This window comes from Thermomonospora echinospora (assembly GCF_900108175.1).
Classification (GTDB): domain Bacteria; phylum Actinomycetota; class Actinomycetes; order Streptosporangiales; family Streptosporangiaceae; genus Thermomonospora; species Thermomonospora echinospora.
The window spans coordinates 1-20,306 of the sequence record NZ_FNVO01000029.1 but is presented as its reverse complement, the minus strand read 5'-3'; the positions used below and the strand labels follow the sequence as shown (position 1 = coordinate 20,306).

At 67.7% G+C, this 20,306-nt stretch carries 16 protein-coding genes; 11 read left to right on the top strand and 5 right to left on the bottom strand.

Annotated features, from left to right (window positions below):
* Nucleotides 1-24: 24 nt before the first annotated feature.
* A complete protein-coding gene (locus C4U03_RS35560) occupies nt 25-945 on the top strand; it encodes a LysR family transcriptional regulator (protein WP_103944213.1) in 921 nt (306 codons plus the stop codon).
* A 164-nt stretch (nt 946-1,109) separates the two neighbouring features.
* Here the strand turns inward: C4U03_RS35560 and C4U03_RS35555 are convergent, their stop codons facing one another.
* A complete protein-coding gene (locus C4U03_RS35555) occupies nt 1,110-1,457 on the bottom strand; it encodes a DUF4192 family protein (protein WP_103944212.1) in 348 nt (115 codons plus the stop codon).
* A gap of 482 nt (nt 1,458-1,939) precedes the next feature.
* On the opposite strand from C4U03_RS35555, the gene C4U03_RS35550 reads away from it, so the two are divergent.
* Entirely contained in the window at nt 1,940-2,938 is a 999-nt protein-coding gene (locus C4U03_RS35550; protein ID WP_103944211.1) for an RNA polymerase subunit sigma-70, read from the top strand.
* 5 nt (nt 2,939-2,943) lie between these two features.
* Complete coding sequence (locus C4U03_RS35545) at nt 2,944-3,690, top strand: DUF6069 family protein (protein ID WP_103944210.1); 747 nt, start codon at nt 2,944-2,946, stop codon at nt 3,688-3,690.
* A gap of 67 nt (nt 3,691-3,757) precedes the next feature.
* Here the strand turns inward: C4U03_RS35545 and C4U03_RS35540 are convergent, their stop codons facing one another.
* Nucleotides 3,758-4,081, bottom strand: a complete 324-nt coding sequence (locus tag C4U03_RS35540; protein ID WP_103944209.1) for a hypothetical protein — start codon at nt 4,079-4,081, stop codon at nt 3,758-3,760.
* Nucleotides 4,082-4,572: 491 nt separating this feature from the next.
* On the opposite strand from C4U03_RS35540, the gene C4U03_RS35535 reads away from it, so the two are divergent.
* A complete protein-coding gene (locus C4U03_RS35535; protein WP_160147206.1) occupies nt 4,573-5,280 on the top strand; it encodes a GOLPH3/VPS74 family protein in 708 nt (235 codons plus the stop codon).
* 303 nt (nt 5,281-5,583) lie between these two features.
* On the opposite strand, the gene C4U03_RS35530 is transcribed toward C4U03_RS35535, so the two are convergent.
* Nucleotides 5,584-6,039 (bottom strand): hypothetical protein, encoded by a 456-nt coding sequence (locus C4U03_RS35530; RefSeq protein ID WP_103944207.1) that lies wholly within the window; start codon nt 6,037-6,039, stop codon nt 5,584-5,586.
* 293 nt (nt 6,040-6,332) lie between these two features.
* Here C4U03_RS35530 and C4U03_RS35525 point away from each other — a divergent pair, with 293 nt between their 5' ends.
* The 5 genes from C4U03_RS35525 (at nt 6,333) to C4U03_RS40805 (ending at nt 18,846) form a co-directional block, all read left to right on the top strand.
* Complete coding sequence (locus C4U03_RS35525) at nt 6,333-6,524, top strand: UTRA domain-containing protein (RefSeq protein ID WP_268817575.1); 192 nt, start codon at nt 6,333-6,335, stop codon at nt 6,522-6,524.
* 425 nt (nt 6,525-6,949) lie between these two features.
* Nucleotides 6,950-10,768, top strand: a complete 3,819-nt coding sequence (locus C4U03_RS35520; RefSeq protein ID WP_103944205.1) for an RICIN domain-containing protein — start codon at nt 6,950-6,952, stop codon at nt 10,766-10,768.
* 77 nt (nt 10,769-10,845) lie between these two features.
* Nucleotides 10,846-17,955 (top strand): RHS repeat-associated core domain-containing protein, encoded by a 7,110-nt coding sequence (locus C4U03_RS35515; RefSeq protein WP_146087639.1) that lies wholly within the window; start codon nt 10,846-10,848, stop codon nt 17,953-17,955.
* A gap of 6 nt (nt 17,956-17,961) precedes the next feature.
* A complete protein-coding gene (locus C4U03_RS40160) occupies nt 17,962-18,483 on the top strand; it encodes an SUKH-4 family immunity protein (protein ID WP_146087638.1) in 522 nt (173 codons plus the stop codon).
* A 204-nt stretch (nt 18,484-18,687) separates the two neighbouring features.
* Nucleotides 18,688-18,846, top strand: a complete 159-nt coding sequence (locus tag C4U03_RS40805) for a hypothetical protein (RefSeq protein WP_160147205.1) — start codon at nt 18,688-18,690, stop codon at nt 18,844-18,846.
* Here C4U03_RS40805 and C4U03_RS41470 read toward each other — a convergent pair.
* The gene (locus C4U03_RS41470) at nt 18,833-19,150 is read right to left on the bottom strand and encodes a transposase (RefSeq protein WP_268817573.1); all 318 of its coding nucleotides are present in this window, start codon (nt 19,148-19,150) and stop codon (nt 18,833-18,835) included. The genes C4U03_RS40805 and C4U03_RS41470 overlap by 14 nt on opposite strands.
* A 107-nt stretch (nt 19,151-19,257) precedes the next feature.
* On the opposite strand from C4U03_RS41470, the gene C4U03_RS35505 reads away from it, so the two are divergent.
* Complete coding sequence (locus C4U03_RS35505) at nt 19,258-19,581, top strand: cyclic-phosphate processing receiver domain-containing protein (RefSeq protein ID WP_103944202.1); 324 nt, start codon at nt 19,258-19,260, stop codon at nt 19,579-19,581.
* A gap of 121 nt (nt 19,582-19,702) precedes the next feature.
* Complete coding sequence (locus C4U03_RS35500) at nt 19,703-20,041, top strand: Imm21 family immunity protein (protein WP_327374302.1); 339 nt, start codon at nt 19,703-19,705, stop codon at nt 20,039-20,041.
* Here C4U03_RS35500 and C4U03_RS35495 read toward each other — a convergent pair.
* On the bottom strand, nt 20,002-20,306 hold a 305-nt coding region (locus C4U03_RS35495; RefSeq protein ID WP_146087636.1), incomplete at its 5' end, for an integrase core domain-containing protein. The two genes, C4U03_RS35500 and C4U03_RS35495, sit on opposite strands and share 40 nt — an antisense overlap.

Sequence of the window (20,306 nt, the reverse complement as noted above, 5' to 3'; positions counted from 1 at the left end):
GGTATCAGTAGGTAGGCTCCGTCCGTGGAAGATCTCGAGACCCGCGAGCTCCGGTACTTCGTCGCCGTGGCCGAGGAACTGCACTTCGGACGCGCCGCCGTTCGGCTGGGGATCGCACAACCGCCGCTCTCACGCGCGATCGGCCGGCTGGAGCGGCGGCTCGGTGTCCGGCTCCTCGACCGGAACCGCCGCGGAGTGGCGCTCACCGACGCCGGCCGGGTGCTGCTCCGCGAGGCCAGAGCGGCCCTCGACGCGGTAGCGGCCGCTGCGCGCCGGACGCGGCGTGCCGGGGATCCGAAGCGGCCGCTGGTGCTCGCGTCGAAGGCCGGGGCGTCCCACGAGCTGCTGCAACGGCTCCTCGACGCGCTTGCGAGCGAACCTGGTGCGGCACCGGTCGAGGTCCTCCTGTGCGAGGTCGGCGAGCAGGCACGGCTGCTCCGCGACGGGCGCGCCGACGTGGCACTCATGCACCGGCCGTTCGACGACCTCGCCGGGTTCGACACCGAGGACCTCTGCGTCGAAGGCCAGGTCGCGATTCTTCCCGCGGGGCATCCGCTCGCGTCACGCGATCAGCTCACGCTGGCGGACGTCCGCGACGTGCCGGACCTACCGATCGCTCGATGGCCCCGGCTCGACGGGTCTTACCCGGACGGGCCCGGACCGGAGGTGCACACCCAGTCGCAGCTCGCCCAGCTCGTGGCGCTCGGCAGGACGCTGCTCGTCATCCCAGCCTCCAGCCGCGCCTGGCAATGGCCCGAACACGTCGCGGTGCCCGTCGTCGACGCGCCGAACGTCACCACGGTGATCGCATGGCCGCCAAGCAGTCACTCACCGGCGGTCGCATCACTCGTCCGCTCAGCGGCCAGGCTCCGCGACACCGCGCCGCCTTCGCCCGCGGGGCCGCGTACCACCCGGCTGCGGACAGCGATAGCGCAGAAAGACTGACACCCTGCCGGCGTACTCCTTGGCGTGCAGAGGTGAGGACGAGTAAACGTGCAACGGGGAGAATCCCGGAAGGTATACGGACGCTCTGGAGATGAAGAGTGCTCCAGGGGGTGGGACCTGTGCAGGGGTGGCCGGGTGCTGCCCGCCACCCCTGCGTGAGGCCGTCAGGTGGTCTCTGTGGAGTCGCCCCAGGCTTGGGCGAGGGCGTCCGGTGTGAGACTGAAGCGCTCCCGGATCACTTTCGGCGGAACGGCGTGGTCCAGGCATTGCTGAAGCAGCCAGGCCAGGGTGTAGGACGGCGACGCCTGGCGGCAGCTCACCATTCCGAGCACCTGCATCAGCAGGTCGCTGTAGTGCTGGCGGCCCACCAGGTCCAGCCGGGCCGCGAAGTTGCTGTGGGTGTTCCAGCACAGGACCCCCAGGGAGTTGTCGGGGTGGAAGCCCAGCAGGTAGGGGATGACGGCGACGGCGTCGGCCGGGGTGGTGATGCCGAGCTTCGGGGTCTTGACCATCGGGAACGGGTGCTCAGACGACGCACCCGCAAGGCAGCATGATCGTCAGGGTGGACTCGTCCCGTGACGGGTCTGGCGGACCTGTCCGCCGCACAGCGGGTACGCCCCGCCGACCGCTGCTGCGCCCGTGTCCTCGGCCCTCTCCTGCGGTTGCTCGGCGCTCGGGGCAACAAGGTGGGAGAAGGCGGAAACGGGACCGGCAGCGTTCATGGCGGTCAGGTTAGCGAGCCGCTCTTGCCCGGAGCTCTTGACCCGTCGGTCGGCTCCATCACCGAGCCATTTCCACCCTGATGGTGCAGGTCAGTGGCGTGGTGAAGGTCGGTGGCCGGGTCAGGCGAGGCCTCCGGTAAGACAAGCAGCCGACCAAGGAAGATGCCACTGCCGGGAGCCTCGTTGCTGTGCCGACCGACCCTGGTGATGAGTTGTCGCGCCCGCACCCGTCATACCTATGACGGGACACGACGAGGCGGAAGGGTGACGTGATGAGTGCGGACACGCGGCTAGGGGAGCTGGGCGTGGGCGGTCTGGGCGAGGTCGACGAGCCGGCGTTCTCGGGGCTGGTGGAGCGGTACCGGCGGGAGCTGCACGTGCACTGCTACCGGATGCTCGGGTCGTTCGAGGACGCCGAGGACACCGTGCAGGAGACGTTCCTGCGTGCCTGGCGGCGGCGGGAGACCTTCGAGGGGCGATCGACGTTCCGGGCCTGGCTGTACCGGATCGCCACCAACGCCTGCCTGGACCTGCTCGCCAAGTGCCGTCCGGAGCCCGCGACCGGCGGCGAGGTGCTGTGGCTGCAGCCCTACCCGGACCGGCTGCTCGACGAGCTGCCCGCGGGCGACGAGGACGAGCCGGAGACCGTCGCCGTCGCGCGGGAGACGATCGAGCTGGCGTACCTGGTCGCAGTCCAGCACCTCGCGCCGCGCCCGCGGGCCGTGCTGATCCTGCGGGACGTGCTCGGCTGGCCGGCCAAGGACGTTGCGGAGCTCCTCGGGGACTCGGTCAACTCCGTGAACAGCGCGCTGCAGCGGGCCCGCGCCGGCATGCGGGAGCACCTGCCCGCCGAGCGGCAGGACTGGACCGGCGGCGAGGAGGACGCCGGGACGCGCGAGCTGGTGCGCCGCTTTACCGACGCCAGCGTGGCCACGGACATCGACGGGCTCGCCGCACTGCTGCGGGACGACGTTCGCTGCTCGATGCCGCCCACGCCGGGCCTGCACGTCGGCCGCGACACGGTGGTGAACGACTGGGTCGAGGACGGCTTCGAGGGCATGAAGGGCCTGCGCGCCGTCCAAACCTCCGTGAACCGGCAGCCCGCCGTCGCCTTCTACCAGTGGCGGGAGCAGGAGGGCGCCTACCTGCCGCTGACGATCGACGTCCTGCGCGTCACCGGCGGGGCGATCACCGAGATCTTCACCTTCCACGACGACCGGTTCCCGCGGCTCGGGCTGCCGGAGCGCCTGCCGGCGGACGGCACGCAGTAGTCCCGGTGCGGACGCTCACGCTGCGCAGCGGCGCGCGTGTCGCGGTGGTCGCGGCCGAGTGGTGCGATGCGTTCGGCGTCGTCACCCGCGGGCGGGTGCAGCTGGAACTGCGCGACGGCGAGCCAGGGCCGGTCCTCGAACGCGACGCCGGGTTCTGGCTCCGCGGCACCGGCGTCCGCGCCCTGCGCAACCCCGGCCGTCGCACGGCGAGGGTGCGCATCCTCACCCCCAGGGCCAGGACCGTCACAAGCCAGTCAACACACCCCTACGCCAGTCACCCAATGATGGAGGATGACATGAACAGCGTGAAGGACACCGGGACCGTCGCAGGCCCGGCATTGGGCCGGACCAGCCACACCCACCGACTCCGCGGGCTCGCCGTCACCGGCTTCGTCGCCACGCTCGCAGCGATGGTGGCCACCACCCTCGCCGCCGCGCTTGCCCAGGCCGTCGGCGTCGACTTCGAGATCCCCGATGGCGGCGAGACGATCCCGTTGCCCGGGTTCGCCGTGGTGACCGGCTTCTTCTCGGTCGTGGGCATCGTCATTGCCGTCGCTCTTCTTCGTTGGAGCGCTCGCCCCGCCGAGCGATTCGTGTGGACGGCAGTGACGCTGACCGCGATCTCGTTGGTCCCGCCCTTCCTCTCCGGGGCGAACACCGCCACCACCACCGCCCTCCTCGGGCTACACCTCGTCCCTGCGGCGGTGATGATCCCCACCCTGGCGCGCAGCCTCCGCGCCCGGACCGATTGACGATCCCGCAACGAGACACCGCGCGACGTAAGGGCATGCGCGAGCGCACCGGGTACCCCGGTCGTGTTCACTCTGGCCGACCCCGCCGTCGCGCGCCTCCCATGTGGATTCGGCTCCTGCGCGGCGGGGAGGCGGAGCAGATGTCGGTGACAGGCTGCCGTTCGATCTTCATCCGAAAGGTTTCGGTGCGTCCGGAGTACTCATCGCGCAGCTCGATCTCCAGACCCGGCCCGTAGCCGAGCCATTCGCTGAGCGAGTCGTAACTGCTGCCCTTCAACTGTTCAAGGGAGCTGACGAAGTCATTGAGCGCTCCCTCGAAGCGGTAGCCGCCGAGGACTCGGCACAGTGCCCGCTCCAGTGCCCAGGACAGGTCGGTGGGTTGTGCGGACATGGTCGCCTCCGGTTCGGCCGGAGGGAGCGGCCGCCGCGCCGGCGGCCGACAGGATCGGGGATGCTCCGTTCCGGCGAACAGGTCCCCAGGAGCTGCCGACGGTAGGGGCGCAACCCAGCGAAGCGGTTGCGCTCCCCACCCGGCGGTGGCTCATCCTGAATCGCCGGAACGCATCCCCGGCGTGGGCGAGCAGCGGCCGAGGAGATCGAGCCGACCGGTCTCATCGAGTTATGACGATCGGGTTCGCGGCCGAAGTCACCGGTTCACATCACCAGAGGTCGCCGGCAGTGAGGGGCGATCGGCCTGGGAGGTGTCGCGGTCCGGTGCGCACGAGACCGTCAAACCTCAATCAGCCGTCGCCACCCGCTCAAGGTGGCACCTCCGCGTCAGGAGGGAAGCTCGGGCCTTCGTCGCCATGGCGCCGGCATGAGCCGTCGGCTCTGGTGAGCCGGTGCATGTTCGTTCTCGGTGAATGGGGAATCATGCTGCTCATGGAATTGACGCTGGCCGAGGAACTGCTGCTCATAGTGCTCAAGGACGACACGGGCAAGCCGATGATCGATGGTCAGCGGCTTTCGGCGGCGCTGGCCGGTGCGGCGCTGGTGGAACTCACCCTTGAGGGTGCGCTGCGGGTGACCGAGGACGGTGATCCCGACCATCGCGCCGGGCGTCTGGTGGCGACCGGGGCGCAGCCCGGCGACCCCCGGCTGGCGGAGCTGGTGAAGGAGGCGCACGACACCAAGCCCAAGAACGCCGTGTCCAGGCTGTCGGGGGTGAGCGCCTGGCGTAACCGGGCCAAGGACCTCAAGGAGGCGCTGCTCGAGGACCTCACCGAGCAGGGTGTGCTGACCCGGGAGCGGCACAAGGTGCTCGGGCTGTTCCCCACCACGGCATGGAAGCCCGGCGACGCCTCGGTGGAACGCCGGATCGTCGACCGGCTCCGCAGCGTCGTCGTCGATGGCCGTGAGCCCGACGAGCGTACGGCGGCGCTGGTTTCGATCCTGTACGCCGTCGACGTGCTGCCCAAGCTCTTCCCGGACGCCCCCAGGAAGGCCGTCAAGGAACGCGGCAAACAGATCAGCGAGAGCGACTGGGGCGGGAAGGCGGTGCGCCAGGCCGTCCAGGCCGCCCAGGCGGCCCTGATCGCCACCATCACCGCAGCGACGGCCGCCAGTACCGCGGGCTCAGCAGGCTCATAGCCACCGCTCGGCCCGCACGTTCCACCGGCCAGCCCCAAAGCCGTCCACCGCTGAAGGCGCGAACGGCGTCGTCCAACACCCCGAAGGATCCGCGTCCCAGTACCGTTCCGGATCGATGCACAGCAGGGTCCTGAGTCGATTGGCGAGCCCTTCCCAACACCAGTGCGCCGGGACCGGGACACCGGTGATGAACGAGCCAGGATCTTCGATTTCAAAGCACAGGAAAACAGGCACCGTGGGAAGGCCTGCGCACCGCGACGTATTTGACCGAGCCCCACGGCAGCATCAACGGCCTATCGACCATCACGCTGACATCCTGGTGTCCGAGACTCGTGAGCGTGCGGTCTCGGACACCCTGGGGCAGCTTGCCGCCGCGCAGCATGACGAGCGGTGAGAGCAGGAGGAACGCGCTTGAGGCGGGGAATTGGCCGGGTAGACGAGGCTGAGCGCCGGTCCGGGGCCGATGACCACCACTTCGGCTTGGCTGACCGGGCCGTGGCAGTACAGGCAGGTGGGCATCGAGACACGTCCGCTGCTGGTGGGTTCGCTCGGCCATTCGCCCCAGCCGGGCATCCGGCCGTCCAGCATGAACCGGTCGGCCCGCTGGAACGGCACCACGCCGCTGGTGTCGGGTGGGTAGAAGGCGTCCAGCCATTCGGCGCCGCTGAAATAGTCGTAGATCCGCAGGCGGGCCAGGTGCAGACCGTCCGCCGGTAGCCAGGTCTCCGCCCCCCACCGTTCGTGGAGTTTGAGGTGCATCCTCAGGTCGGGGACGAACCACCAGCCGCTGGTCGTCTCGATGTCCGGCCGGTGCGGATGTGGTCATGGATGTGTGGTCCCTTCCAAAATCCCGGGGGAGGACCAAGGGCCTGCCCTCCCGGAGGGAAGACCACGTGCGACGGCCGCCTGCGGAGGGCCACCCGGCCGGAACGAGCGCAGCGAGAGCCGGGTTTCCCTCCGCCATGCCGGCGCAACACCACAACCACCCGGGAGGGCAAGGCCTACCGTCCCGGAAACGATGATCACGAGATCTCCCCACGGGCTGCCCCGTCATCCGCGTCGAGGAGTCCGTCCAGGCCCGCATGCCCACCCCCGAGGAGGCCGAGACTCTGCACATCACCGCCGGCGTCCCCGTCCTGACCATCACCCGCCGCATGCTCTCCGGCGACCGCCCCTACGAGGTCTGCCGCGACATCGTCATCCCCGCCGACCGCATCACCCTCGACTACTCCAGCGACCTGTGACGGTGATCACCGTGCCGGGCGTCGGCTCTGGCCCGGGATCTGAAAACCGTGAATCCTCCCTGCTCAGGGCGTTGTGCAATGGTGCAATTAGCAGAGCCGAAGGTGGTTGGGAATTCCTTGCCGGTGGCCTGATACGGACACGTTAGTGATCTTGACCGTGGAGTCAACGGCGAGAGAAGGTCTCGGCGTCACCAACTGAATTCTGTGGCGGTGCGCAGGACGGCTGTGCGTTTGCCCGTGCTTGGGGAGGTGGGCGTGGCCGTACGGCGCGCTGTCGCCCTTTCGCTGGTCCTCGTGTTGATCAGTGCGGGGGTGCAATCGCCAGCTCCGCCGACTGCCTCGGCCGCTTCGGCGGCATTGCCACGGCCGTCGCCGGAAGCCGCCGCCCTGCAGGAGGCCCCGGCCGGACCGGACAACTCGTCGAGGTGGCCGGCCGGACCTCGGAGACCGACAAGCTGAGCGCGACCCCGCAGGGGACGCTGCTCCTGGAGACCTCACCGGTGCCCGTCCGCGCCAAGCGCGGCGACACCTTCCAGGACGTCGATCTCACGCTGGAGCGGCGCGCCGACGGATCCATCGGACCGAAGGTCTCCGCCGCCTCGGTATCGTTCGGGGGCGGCGGAGACCGGACGCTGGCGACCATGGCCGCGGACGGCAAGGCGCTGACCCTCACCTGGCCCGGGCAGACGCTGCCCGAGCCGGTGCTGAACGGTCCCAACGCCACCTACCCGGACGCCGCCGGACCCGGCATCGACCTGATGGTGACCGCCACCGCGACAGGGATGACGCACTATGTCGTGGTCAAGACGCCGCAGGCGGCCGAGAACCCGGACCTGGAGCGGATCGAGTTCGGGGTGCAGGCTCCCGGTCTGCAACTGCGCGAGCAACCCGACGGTGCGGTCTCGGCGGTCGACGCGAGCGGCGAGGAGGTCTTCACCGCTCCGGAGCCGCAGATGTGGGAGGGTGTCACCCCTGCCGAGCACGCACGACCGGACAGCCCGGACCCCGACGCCGTCTCCGCCGGGCCGGCTCCGGGCGCCAACGTCAAGCCCATGGCCGTGGAGGTCGGGAGCGGTCAGGTCGCGGTGGTGCCGGACCGAGAGCTGCTGGAGTCGGCGGACACCAAGTACCCGCTGGTGATCGACCCGGGCTGGCAGACGTGGAACACCGGCCGGGAGGCCGATGACGACGGCTACGGGTCCCGCGACAGCGGCTGGGCCTACGTCGACCGCACCCATGAGGACCAGTCCTACTGGAAGCCGACCCGCCTGCCGACCGGCCGGGAGACCGAGGACTACACCGACAAGCGGTCCTTCATCCGGATGAACGTGGACAGGCTCCACCGGGGGGCCAACGGCCGCAAAGTGAAGATCAACAGCGTCGCCATCACCTTCGACACCCAGCACGCCTGGTCGTGCACGGCCCGCGACGTCCGGTTGTTCAACATGGAGCACTTCTCCTCGACCACCACCTGGAACACCCGGCCGGACGGTTACATCCCCGCCGGATCCGGCTGGGACACCAGCTGGCTGGCCACCAAGTCCGTCGGTGACAAGGGCCGGCCCGAGTGCGGTGACGACGGTGAGGCCAACGACGTCAGGTTCACCGGAGGCAATCTGGCACGGCTGGTGCAGTGGGCCACCGACAACGGCTGGGACATCTTCACGCTGGGCATCTATCCGGACGCCGATCACAACGACGCCCATACCTGGAAGGTCTTCGATCCCGACCCGCGGATGACGGTTGAGTTCTCGCATTACCCGGATCCCCCTTCTGAGGTTCACATGACCAACGGCGGGACGAAGAGGTACTCCTGCGTGCAGGGCGCCGAACGGCCGTGGCTCGGTGTCTCCCATGACCGCCAGTTGCGCGCCGACCTCAGGGACCTTGACGGCGACAACTCCGGCCTCTACACCGGCCAGCTTCTGCGTGGCCGGTTCGAGGTTTACCAGGAGGTCACCGATGGAAACAACGCGGTGATCGATAGCTGGTACCGCTACTCACCTGAGGACGGCACACCTGCCGACGGGCCCTTCGAAAAGGCCAGCGCCGACAGCGGGAAGCTGCACGCGTCCGTGACGCTGGCGCGTCAGGATCCCTCGAACACACCGAACGGCGGGACTTTCTATCGCTGGCGTGTCCAAGCGGAGGACGAGACCTACTTGGACGGCGACTGGTCGCCCTGGTGTGAGTTCATGGTGGATGGCAAACGGCCCAAATCTCCCAGTGTGAGCTCACCGGATTACCCGAAGGAGCTGTGGTCCGGCTATGACAGCGTCGCGCGAAGGTACAAGTCGACGAATTTCACTTTCGGATCCGGCGGCTCGGGCGATGTGGTCAAGTACGGGTACAAGTTCTCCGACGGAACTAAGGGGGAGAAGGCCGTCTCCTTGGGCCAGTCATCGAGCGTTCCCTGGACACCGAAGAAATTCGGCTGGCAATGGGTCGAGGTGACCTCCTACGACCGGGCCGGCAACCCGAGCCCGACCGTGAAGTACGAGTTCGGCGTCGAGCAGCCGCCGCGTGACGCCGGCTGGTCCATGGACGACGCCGGTGGCGGCGTGGCCAGGGCCGTCGGGCAGACGGGTGTGGACCGCCCCGCCGCGAACATCGTCTTCAGCGGCGGTCCGACCCAGGGCGAGCCGGGCAACCGCGGCGCGGCGATGCCCGCCGACAAGGCGGTGAGGTTCAACGGGACCGACCAGTACGGCGCGGTGAACCCGGTGCTGGACACCGGCACGGGCGGCCAGGCGGTTCCACTGGTCGACACGGCCAACCGGTTCATGTTCTCGGCCTGGGTGCGCCTCGACACCACCAGCGGTGACCGGGTGGCGGTCAGCCAGACCGCCGCGGACGGGAGCGTGTTCGAACTCGGCTGGCTGGGCGCCCGGTGGACGTTCCGGCACCGTGCGTCGAACGGAACCGTGATCGCGCAGGCCGTGCAGAGCCAGGCGACGCCCTCCAACGGGTCCTCCTGGACCGACAACTGGGTGTCGCTGATGGCCGGTTACGACCCCATCGCCGACGAGATCTGGCTGCGTACGGAGGCACCATACGCCAAGTCGCCCGACTGTGTCCGCGACTACGGCGAGGAGCTCTGCGACCCCGAACCGGTGCTCAGACCGCAGACGGTCACGGTCTCTCATACCTGGACCCCGGCCGCCGGCCAAGGCGCGCTGCTGATCGGGGCGACCACCGCGGTAGGCGGAGGCAAGGGCTCGTACTGGAGCGGATGGCTGGACGACATGCAGTTGTGGCCGCTCAGCCATCCGGACGACACGGTGCTGAGCGTCATCTACAACGAGACCGTCCAGGACCAGTTGTTCGCCGGGATGACGCTGCGGCTGGTCAACGTCAACTCCGGCCACTGCCTGGACGTCACCGGGGGCGGGACCGCCAGCGGCGTGAACGTCAGACAGCTGAACTGCAACGCCGGTGCCGCGCAGAACTGGCAGTTCACCGACGTGGGCGACGGCTACTACACGCTGACCAACTCCAACAGCGGCAAGTGCCTCGACATCGACGGCACCGACGGTTCCGGCACGGCCGACGGGCGCAACGCATGGCAGTACGACTGCAACGGCAGCGAGGGCCAGCAGTGGAAGCCGGAGAAGAAGGACGGCGGCTACTGGCTGAAGTCCAGGCGCAGCAACAAATGCCTGGTCGTGGACGGCTCGTCCACGACCTCCGGCAGCAACGTGAGCCAGTGGTCATGTCAGGACGGCGTCCGCGGCCAGGTGTGGAACATCACCGAGGAAAAGCGCCACGAACTCAACAACATCACCTACCGGCTGCACGGCTTTGGCAGCGGCAAGTGCCTGGAGGTCGCCGGCGCCTCCTCCGACCCCGGTGCCAACGTCCGACAGGGGAACTGTAGCGGCGCCACCTCGCAGGATTGGACATTCCGTCACCAGGGCGACTCCTACTACTCGCTGACCAACGTCAACAGCGGCGAGTGCCTGGAGGTCGCCGGAGCGTCCCCCAATGCCGGGGCGAACGTGGTGCAGGGCAACTGCCTGCCTGGCGAGCCACGCCAGTCATGGAAGGTCGTGGCCGTCGGCGACGACGGCAACCAGGGCTATCGCCTGACCGCCAAGCACAGCGGCCTGGTGCTGGAGGTGAGCGATGCCTCGACCGCCGACGGCGCCAACGTCGTCCAGAACACCCCCGAGGAACCCGTGCAACCGCACCAAGTGTGGAAGCTGGGCTGTCTGCCCAGCAGCCTTTGGCGGTGCACCGGCTAGCACACGTATTCCCCGGCTCTCCTGACGGTTCGGTGTCCACGCCACATGTGTGACACATGCGCAGATATGAGGCAGCAGTGAGTGGTGTGATGCGGTCGCTGGGCGCGGCGCGCGGGCTGGTGGTCCTGGTCGCGTTGCTGACCTCCCTGGCACTGTTCACCGGCATGACCGGCGAGGCCGCCGGTGCGGTCAGGCCGAAGCTGAGCGAGTCAGGGAAACAACGGCGTCCCAAGGCACAGGAGACCAAACCGATCAAGGGGCGGGTGCTCAAGTCCCGGGAGGCCAGGCTTCCCGGGCAGAAGGGCACCCCGGCCGGCCAGGAACGGCCCAAGCCTTCCTGGCCGGCCGGCGGGCAGGAGACGGCCGGACTTTCCAAGATCACCGACAGGCCCACGGCCCCGCCCTGGGTCCGCGTCGGTGAACTGCCGGTCTGGCTGACCGCGCCCGCTCCCCGCAGGGGTGCCAGGACCGGCGCGGGCGACGTCCCGTCCGAGGTCAGTGTGCGGATCGCTGGACGCGACACCGCACGGGCGGCGCGCACGGACGGGCTGATGTTGGCCTTGGCCGCAGAAGAACCGGGCCGTGTCAAGATCGGCGTCAATTACGGGGCGTTCCGCACCGCATACGGCGGCGACTGGGCCTCACGGCTCCGGCTGGTCAAACTGCCGGCCTGTGCGCTGACCACTCCGGACAAGCGCGAATGCCAGCGGGGCACCCCGCTTCCCACCGTCAACGACGCCAAGACCGCGACCCTGTCGGCGGACGTGGACGTCCCGGCCGGCGAGCTGCGGGAGCAGACCACGCAGGCGTCCGGCATGACCGTGCTGGCCGCCGAGGCCGGCCCGTCCGGGCCGGGCGGTGACTGGACGGCGACCAGCCTGAACCCCGCCTCCTCCTGGAGCGCGGGCAGCAACACCGGCGAGTTCTCCTGGTCGTACCCGCTGCGGGTGCCACCGGTGCCGGGCGACCTGCTGCCGGAGATCTCGATCGGCTACAACTCCGGCTCGGTGGACGGCAAGACCGCCGCCGACAACTCCCAGGCCTCCTGGATCGGCGACGGCTTCGACTACTGGCCGGGCTTCATCGAGCGCAAGTACAAGGCCTGCATCGACGACGGGCAGACCTCCGGCGACCTCTGCTGGGGCCGGTCCAACGCCTTCATGTCCCTCAACGGCCGCGCCACCGAGCTGATCTACGACTCCTCGGCCGGGTACTGGCGGCCCAAGAACGACGACGGCACCCGGGTCGAGCGGCTGACCGGTGCCACCAACGGCGACAACGACGGTGAGTGGTGGCAGGTCACCACCCTGGACGGCACCCGGTACATCTTCGGCAAGGACCGGCCCGACGACTGGACCTCGGGGGCTCCCGAGACCAACTCGGCCTGGACGGTCCCGGTGTACGGAGACGACTCCGGCGAGCCCTGCCACGGGTCCACCTTCAAGGATTCCAAGTGCTATCAGGCATGGCGGTGGAACCTCGACCACGTGATCGATCCCCACAGGAACACGATCACCTACTTCTACGCCAAGGAGACCAACAACTACACCACGTACGACCAGTGGGAGGGCGGCACCAAGTACGTCTCCGGCGGCCACCTCAAGCAGATCGACTACGGGCAGCGGCAAGGCCTGACCTATGCGGTCCCTGCAACGGCGAGGGTCCGTTTCGACGTGGCCGACCGTACCGACTACCCCGACGACCAGGTCTGTGCGGACGATGAGGACTGCGGGCTGCAGAAGCTGTCACCGACCTTCTTCGACCGCAAGCGGCTCACCAGGATCACCACCGAGCTGCTGACCGACAGGCAGGCCGGTACCTACAGCCCGGTCGATGTCTGGAATCTCGTCCAGACGTACCAGAACGGCGTCCTCTGGCCGAGCAGCGTCCATCAGACCGGTAATTACGGCGGTCAGGTCTTCGCCCCACAGATCACGCTGACCGGCCAGCTGATGACCAACCGGGTCGTCACCGACCGCAGCGGCACCGGTGTGGACAACCTGCCGCCCCACTACCGGCCCCGGCTGGTCGGCGTCGACAACGGCACCGGATCGACGACATCGATCAGCTATTCCGACCCGTATCCGGTCGGCACCGACCCAGATCCGGGCGAGTGCCGGTACGCCGACGGCGCCATGCCGACGCCGAAGTCGAACACCAAACGCTGCTTCCCCGTGAAATGGCGCAATCCGGGCGGGGACATCGTCAACGACTGGTACCACAAGTACGTCGTGACCTCGGTCAGTGAGTCCGATGTCACCGGCCTGTCCAGGCTCAAGCTCACCAGCTACCAGTACTTGGGCGGCGGCGCCTGGCGTTACACCGAGGACGATGGTCTCACCAAGGACCAGTGGCGCCACTGGTCCCAGTGGCGCGGTTACGCCAAGGTCCGCACCATCGGCGGCAGCGGGACCAACGGCGAGTTGCAGTCCCGCACCGAGACCACGTACGCGCGCGGCATGGACGGCAACTACCAGGGCAAGGGCGCCGCGCCACTGGACGTGACGGTGACCGACTCCAAGAACCTGCTCGGCGGTGTCGAGGACATCGACGTACTGGCCGGAACGGTGATCGAGGAGCGCACCTTCAACGGCTCGTTCACCGACGCGGACGAAATCACCGCCACGGTGTCCAAACCCCGGTGGCAGGAAACGGTCAGCCGCACCTTCAAGGACACCATCACCGACGACGACATCACGGTGCGCGGCGGCTGGGTCAAGACACAGTGGACCAAGGACCGGACCCGGCAGTCCGACGGTTCCGACCGCTACACCGAGACCTACCTCGACTACGACGACCTCGGACGGACCGTCGCCGTCGACGACGAGGGCGACCCCGCCACGGCGAGCGACGACACCTGCGCGCGCACCGTCTACCCGAGCGGCACCGCCGGCGGCACGGTCATCCGGGCGCTGCCCATCAGACAACTGCACGTCGCCGTCGACTGCGACAACGCGGCCAGCTCCGAGCCCAACCTCGTGGCCGGCGACATGATCTCCGACGTCAAGACGATCTACGACGGCGGTCAGTACGGGGACCACCCCACCAAGGGCGACGATCGTCAGGTCGAGACCGTCACCGGGGTCTCCGAAGGCAGATCCGTCGTCACCAAGGCCGTCACCAACGTCCACGACATGTACGGCCGCGTCACCTCGACCACCCAGGTCGGCGACCCCTCCACCACGGCGGACGACCGCACCACCACGTCGACCTACGACCAGGCCGACGAAGGCTGGGTGCGCTCGTCCACGGTCACCACCCCGCCGGTCAGCGTCAACGGCGGCACACCCGCGGGCTTCACCACCACCACCGAGTACAACCCGGCCCGCGGCACCCCCACCAAGGTGACCGATCCCAACGGGCGGGTGGCCGAGGCGGTCTACGACGGGCTCGGCAGGATCGTCAAGTCGTGGCTGCCGGACAACCTGCGCAGCTCCAACCCGGACCGCCCGTCCACCATCTACACCTATGTCTTCCCCACCGACGGCAACCCGGTCTCGATCGCCACCGAGACCCTGACCAAGACCAGCCCGGTCACCTACGAGACCTCGGTGGAACTCCTGGACGGGCTGCTGCGTCCCCGCCAGAGCCAGACCGAGGCCCCCGGCGGCGGTCGTCTGGTGTCCGACACCGTGTACGACAGCCGCGGCCTGGTGTTCAAGGCCAACGCCCCGTACCCGATGGCCGGTGCCCCGTCCCGCATCCTGACCAGCGCCGACGACAACCAGGTGCCCTCCCAGACCATCACCGCCTACGACGCGGCGGGCCGTCCGGTCACCAGCACCCTGTACAGCAAGTCCACCCGGAAGTGGGCGACCACCACCCAGTACGACGGGGAACGGACTGTCACCATCCCGCCGACTGGGGCGATGCCGACGATGAGCATCACCGACGCCCGCGGCCGGACCGTGGAGACCCGCCAGTACAAGACCTCGAACCTGTCCGGCGCCTACATCGCCTCCACCTACTCCTACGACGGCGCGGGCCGCCCCCACGAGCTGCGCGACGGCGCCGGCAACGTGTGGCGGGCAACCTACGACGTCCAGGGCCGCCCCAGTACCTCGACGGACCCCGACAAGGGCACCAGCAGCCTCACCTATGACGACTTCGACCAGGTCAAGACGACCACGGACGCCCGCGGCACCACGCTGACCTACACCTACGACAGGCTGGGTCGCAAAACCGAGGTGAAGAACGGCAGCACTTTGCTGACCTCCTACACCTACGACACGCTGCCCAGCGCCAAGGGCCTGCCCGCCTCCGCCACCCGCCACATCGGCAACGACGCGTACGTCACCGCCGTCCGCGGCTACGACATCATGTACCGCAGCCGCGGGTCGATCATCACCATCCCGCAGTCCGAAGGCGCGCTGGCCGGCACTTACACCACCGCCCAGACCTACAACTTCGACGGCTCCCCGGACTTGACGTCCTATCCCGGCGTCGCCTCGAGCACTGGTGGTCTCCCGGCCGAGGATGTCATCACCTACTACGACGACAACGGCCTGCCCGAGCGGAACGGTGGCCTGGCCACCTACGTCGCCGACACCGTCTACAACTCCTTCGGCGAGGTCTCCCAGCTCGCACTGGCCTCGGTGTCGGACCGCTTCATCTGGCAGAACTTCGACCGCGACGAGGCCACCAAGCGGATCACCCGCACCACCGTCAAGCGCCAGACCTCCGCCGCCACCTACGACGTCGAGAACATCTACGACTACACCGACTCCGGGTCGATCAGATCGATTCTGACCAACTCGGTGGGCAGGTCCGCCGACCGCCAGTGCTTCACCTACGACTACGCCCAGCGCCTCACCCAGGCCTGGACCACCAACCAGGCCAACTGCAACACCGCACCGTCGTCGTCCACCATCGGAGGCCCCGCCCCGTACTGGACGTCGTACGAGTACCAGGGCGATGGCGAGAAGACCGGCAACCGCACCAAGGAGACCCAGCACTCCTTCGCCGGTGGCCTGACCACCGACAAGGTCCGCACCTACAGCTACCCGGCGAGCGCGGCAGGCTCCGGCCCCGACGGTCCCCACGCCCTTAAGAGCGTTACCGAGGTCCAGGGCTCCAACACCCGCACCGACCTCTACACCTACGACGAGGCGGGCAACACCCTCACCCGGCCCGGCCAGAAACTCGTCTGGGACGCTGAGGGGAACCTGTCCAAGGTCACCAACACCTCCAACGCCGAACTCGCCGGCTTCGTCTACGACGCCTCCGGCAACCGCCTCATCCGTAAGGACACCAACGGAAAGACCCTTTACCTGCCCGGCCAGGAACTGAAGGTCTCCACCACCGGAGCCACCAGCGCCATCCGGTACTACAGCCACGGCGGTCAGATCGTCGCCTACCGGACCGGCGCCTCCACTTCCAGCGTCCAGTTCGTGCTCCCCGACTACCAGGGCACCGCGAACACCACGATCAATGCCGTCAGCCAGAACACCTGGAGCCTGCGCAACTACGCCCCGTTCGGTGCCGAACGCGGCGGCGGCATCGGCACCTGGCCCACCGTTATGGACAAGGGCTTCGTCGGCGGGACCAAGGACACCACTACAGGCCTGACCCACCTGGGCGCCCGCGAGTACGACCCCTCCATCGGCCGCTTCGTCAGCGTCGACCCCGTCTTCGCCGGCGGTGACCCGACCACCTGGAACGGCTTCGGTTACGCCGCCAACAACCCCATCGACAACAGCGACCCCGACGGCCTGGCGTGCCGCATCGTCAGCGGCTACAAGGAATGCTCCAACCCGCCCGGACACGGCCTGGAGGACACCCATAGGAGCGGCGGAGTCGGAAGCGGCGGCAGCCCGGGAAGCGGAGGCCAGGCCGGCTGCATCGGAAGCTGTTACATCCCCAGGACCCCGGCCCCACCGGTCAAGCCCCCGTGCACCAGCTGGGTCTGCAAGACCGGCAAGTTCCTGAAGAAGCACTCCGCCACCATCGTCGCCACCACGGCCTCCGTCGCCGTCGGCGTCGGCTGCGGTGCCGCCATCGGCTGGACCGGAGTAGGGGGCGTGGCCTGCGCCGCCGCCGCGGGCGCCGTCTTCGGAGCCGTCCACCACGGCATGTCAACACCCCGAGATCAATGGTCAGCGACCGGATTCCTCAAAGCCGGCGCCGTAGGCGCCGTGACCGGTGTGGCAACCCACGGTGCCGTGGGACTGGCCGCCAAGGCCGCAGCACCCCTGATCCAACGCGTCGCCCCGAACATCGCCGGCAAGCTCAGGATCGGTGGTGGTGGCAAGGGCGGTAGTTCGGGTGGCAAGGGCAACGCCACAGCCAAGCCGGCCGCCACAACGGCTCGGCCGAGTTCCACCAGCTCTGGGGCCGGGCGCGGTTGCGTCGGCAGCAGCTTCGTGCCCGGCACCCAGGTGGTGATGGCCAACGGCACCCGCAAGCCGATCGACGAACTCCAGGTCGGTGACAAGGTTCTGGCCACCGACCCCGACACCGGCCGGACCGGTCCGCAGACGGTGGTGTCCACCGTCAGCAGCGCCGGTTCCAAGAACCTCGTGCGGGTCACGGTCGATGTCGATGGTGACCGCGGCTCCAAGACTGGGGTGGTCGTCGCCACCGACAACCACCCCTTCTGGATACCCGCCACCAAACAGTGGACCCAGGCCGGCAAGCTCAAGCCGGGCATGTGGCTGCGCACCAGCGCCGGCACCCACGTCCAGATCACCGCGATCAAGACCCGGACCACCTACCAGCGCGTCCACAACCTCACCGTCGACACCGACCACACCTACCATGTGTCGGCAGGATCCGTCTCGATCCTGGTCAGTAATTGTGGCACTCAAGTAACGTACGGGAGCACTGACCTTAGCCAGGCTGTCCTGGAAGCGCGGGTTCTTGACGGGAGTAAGAGTGCCAATACCTATGCGGCAGCGCGTTACGAGGACTCAAGTGGTGAGCTTCGTACGCTTGTTGTCAATTCTGATGCAGGAGGACACGCGGAGCCGAATATGATCGATCGACTCGCCGAGTTGAACATTTCTTCTAGCTCGGTAAAAGAGTTGTATGTTGAGTATCAGCCCTGTGCCAGATGTGGGGCAAATTATATCCCGCTGTACACCAATGCCGAGATTACCTGGAGCTTTGTTTGGAACAGTGACAAGGTGGTTCAGGCGGCGGCGCGAAAGGCTCGTGCGGCGGCAATCAATGACATCTGGGGGAAGTAGGGGCAAGTGAGTCGAAATCATGTTTGGATTTATGGGGCAGCCTCCTTTTCGGGAGGTGGGCTGGAAGGTGTCGAGCAGCAGGACCGAAGAATTTTTGAGTCTCGAATGCTGCCAATCAGATTCTTCCACTACTTCGAGATGGCAGGGAGTCTGGAATACCTCAGTGTGGAGTCAGTAAGAGACTTCATTTGTTTTGGTTTCACTCGAAGTAGGGACCTGGTCTGCCTCTCGATTGTAGATTCATCAATTTGGGAGGTGACTCCTGTCGGCACGGGGTTTGATAAATCTTTTATCAATTCGACTCTAGATGGCTTCCTTGATGTCATGGTGGTTTGTGAGGACATGATCTCGGGTCATGCGCGGGAGGATGACGATGAAGTAGAGTTGGCGGAAGAGTATATCGAGCGCTGGATCGCGACTTCAGAGTCGATTCACGACCGTATATCCCAGATCGATTCTCGAGCGCTGTTTCCTGGCAGTTACTGGTCGGATTTTTTGAGTGATGTCGCCAATGGTGACTATGAATAAATTTTTTGTAGACGCTCTTGGTTGTCGCCATCTACCGGCTACAGGCTGTGGACCGATACGGCCGCGGTGATTCATTAGGTGTGCATGCGCCTTTATCCCCGGTGGCGGCGGCAAGGGTAACTCCGCCGCCAAGGCTCCCCCGCCAAGAAGCCCAGCACCGGCGCTGGAGGCCATACCGGCGGTGGCAAGTGCCCGTCGAGCTTCGTGCCCGGCACCCAGGTGGTGATGGCCGATGGCACCCGCAAGCCGATCGACGAACTCCAGGTCGGTGACAAGGTCCTGGCCACCGACCCCGACACCGGCCGGACCGGGCCGCAGACGGTGGTGTCCACCATCAGCAGCGCCGGTTCTACTGAGCTTTAAAGGGTGTTGTCGTCTGGGTGAGGCCGGTGATGGCCAGGCATGCGTCGAGCAGGTGGCTGCGGTGCTGGATCTTGCGGAGTCCGCGGCGCAGGGTGCGCATCAGGTGGTCGGGGTCGGTGAAGGTGGTGTTGGCCTGGCTGGAGCGGCGCAGCAGCGACCAGACGCCCTCGACCGGGTTGAGGTCGGGGCTGTAGGTCGGCAGGTAGAAGACGGTCAGCCAGTCGCAGGTGTCGATGAAGGCGCGCATCCGGGCATCACGGTGGACGTTGAGGTTGTCCCAGACCAGCACCATCGGGCCGCCCAACTGCTGGTGGGCGGCGATCAGCAGGTTCCGGTAGTCGGTCCAGGCGAAGCTTTGCCGTCCACGGCGCTTGTGGTCGGTGTGGTGGCGGGGGCGGTAGATCAGCCGGGATCGCTCGCCGGCCGGTCGTCCTGGGTATTGACGATCTGCGTTCGTTGCCGAGGGCCACCCGGATCGCCCGTACCAGCCGGGAGGGCGTTCTGCTGCTCGAAGAGCATCGTGACCGCGAGATCGACGAACTGTGGCTTGATCACGATTTGGGTGGTGACGACAGCATCATGCCGGTCGTGGCCGTGCTGGAACGGGCCGCCTTCGACGGCCGGCCCTTCAGGATCGGCATGATCTTCGTGCACAGCGCCGATCCGAGCGGTGCGGAGACGGTCGTCCGGGTGCTCAAGCGCTGGAACTACCCGGTCCGGCGGGCGACTGCCTGAAGTCATCGCGGGCCCGACGAACCATCGCCGCCGTTCGCCGGTGGTGGTGCAACGTCCCCTGGATGGCCGGTCTCGACGTGTGGGCCGGGGCGTTGTCAGTGGTGGACGGCAGACTGGCGGTATGCGCGTCTCCTCGTTCGCCGTATCCGATGCGGCCGATGCCGCCCCTGGCTGGGTGGAGTCGATGGGTGGTCCGTTGATCGTTGTTCCTGTCTCCGCGCTGGCCGGCTGGGGCGGCTGCACGATGACGGGGATGGTCAACGGTGATGGGGACGTTGCGGATGACTACGACAGGGCCTGTGCCGTGGAGGACTTGGCCGGGGTGATCGCCGTGGGCCGGGCCGGCGCGCAGGGGTTGGTCTTGGCGGAGGAGCCCGCCACCAGTTGCTGGGCCTTCCCCCCGGAATGTGGACACGGGTTTCAGGCGGCAGCGGTCAGGCTACCTGTGGTTTTCTCGTAGTCGATCGGTGAGGTGTGGCCGAGGCGCGAATGCCTGCGGCGGGTGTTGTAGCGGGTGATCCATCGGAACACCGCCAGGCGGGCGGTGCGGGTGTCAGGCCAGTGGTGGGCGCCTTGCAGGGTCTCTCGCTTGAGCGTGGCGTTGAAGGCCTCGGCCGCGGCGTTGTCGGCGCTGGTGCCCACCGCTGCCCGGGAGCGGGTGACGCCGAGCCGGCGGCAGACGGCCTCGAAGTCCTTCGAGCAGTACTGGGCGCCGTTGTCACTGT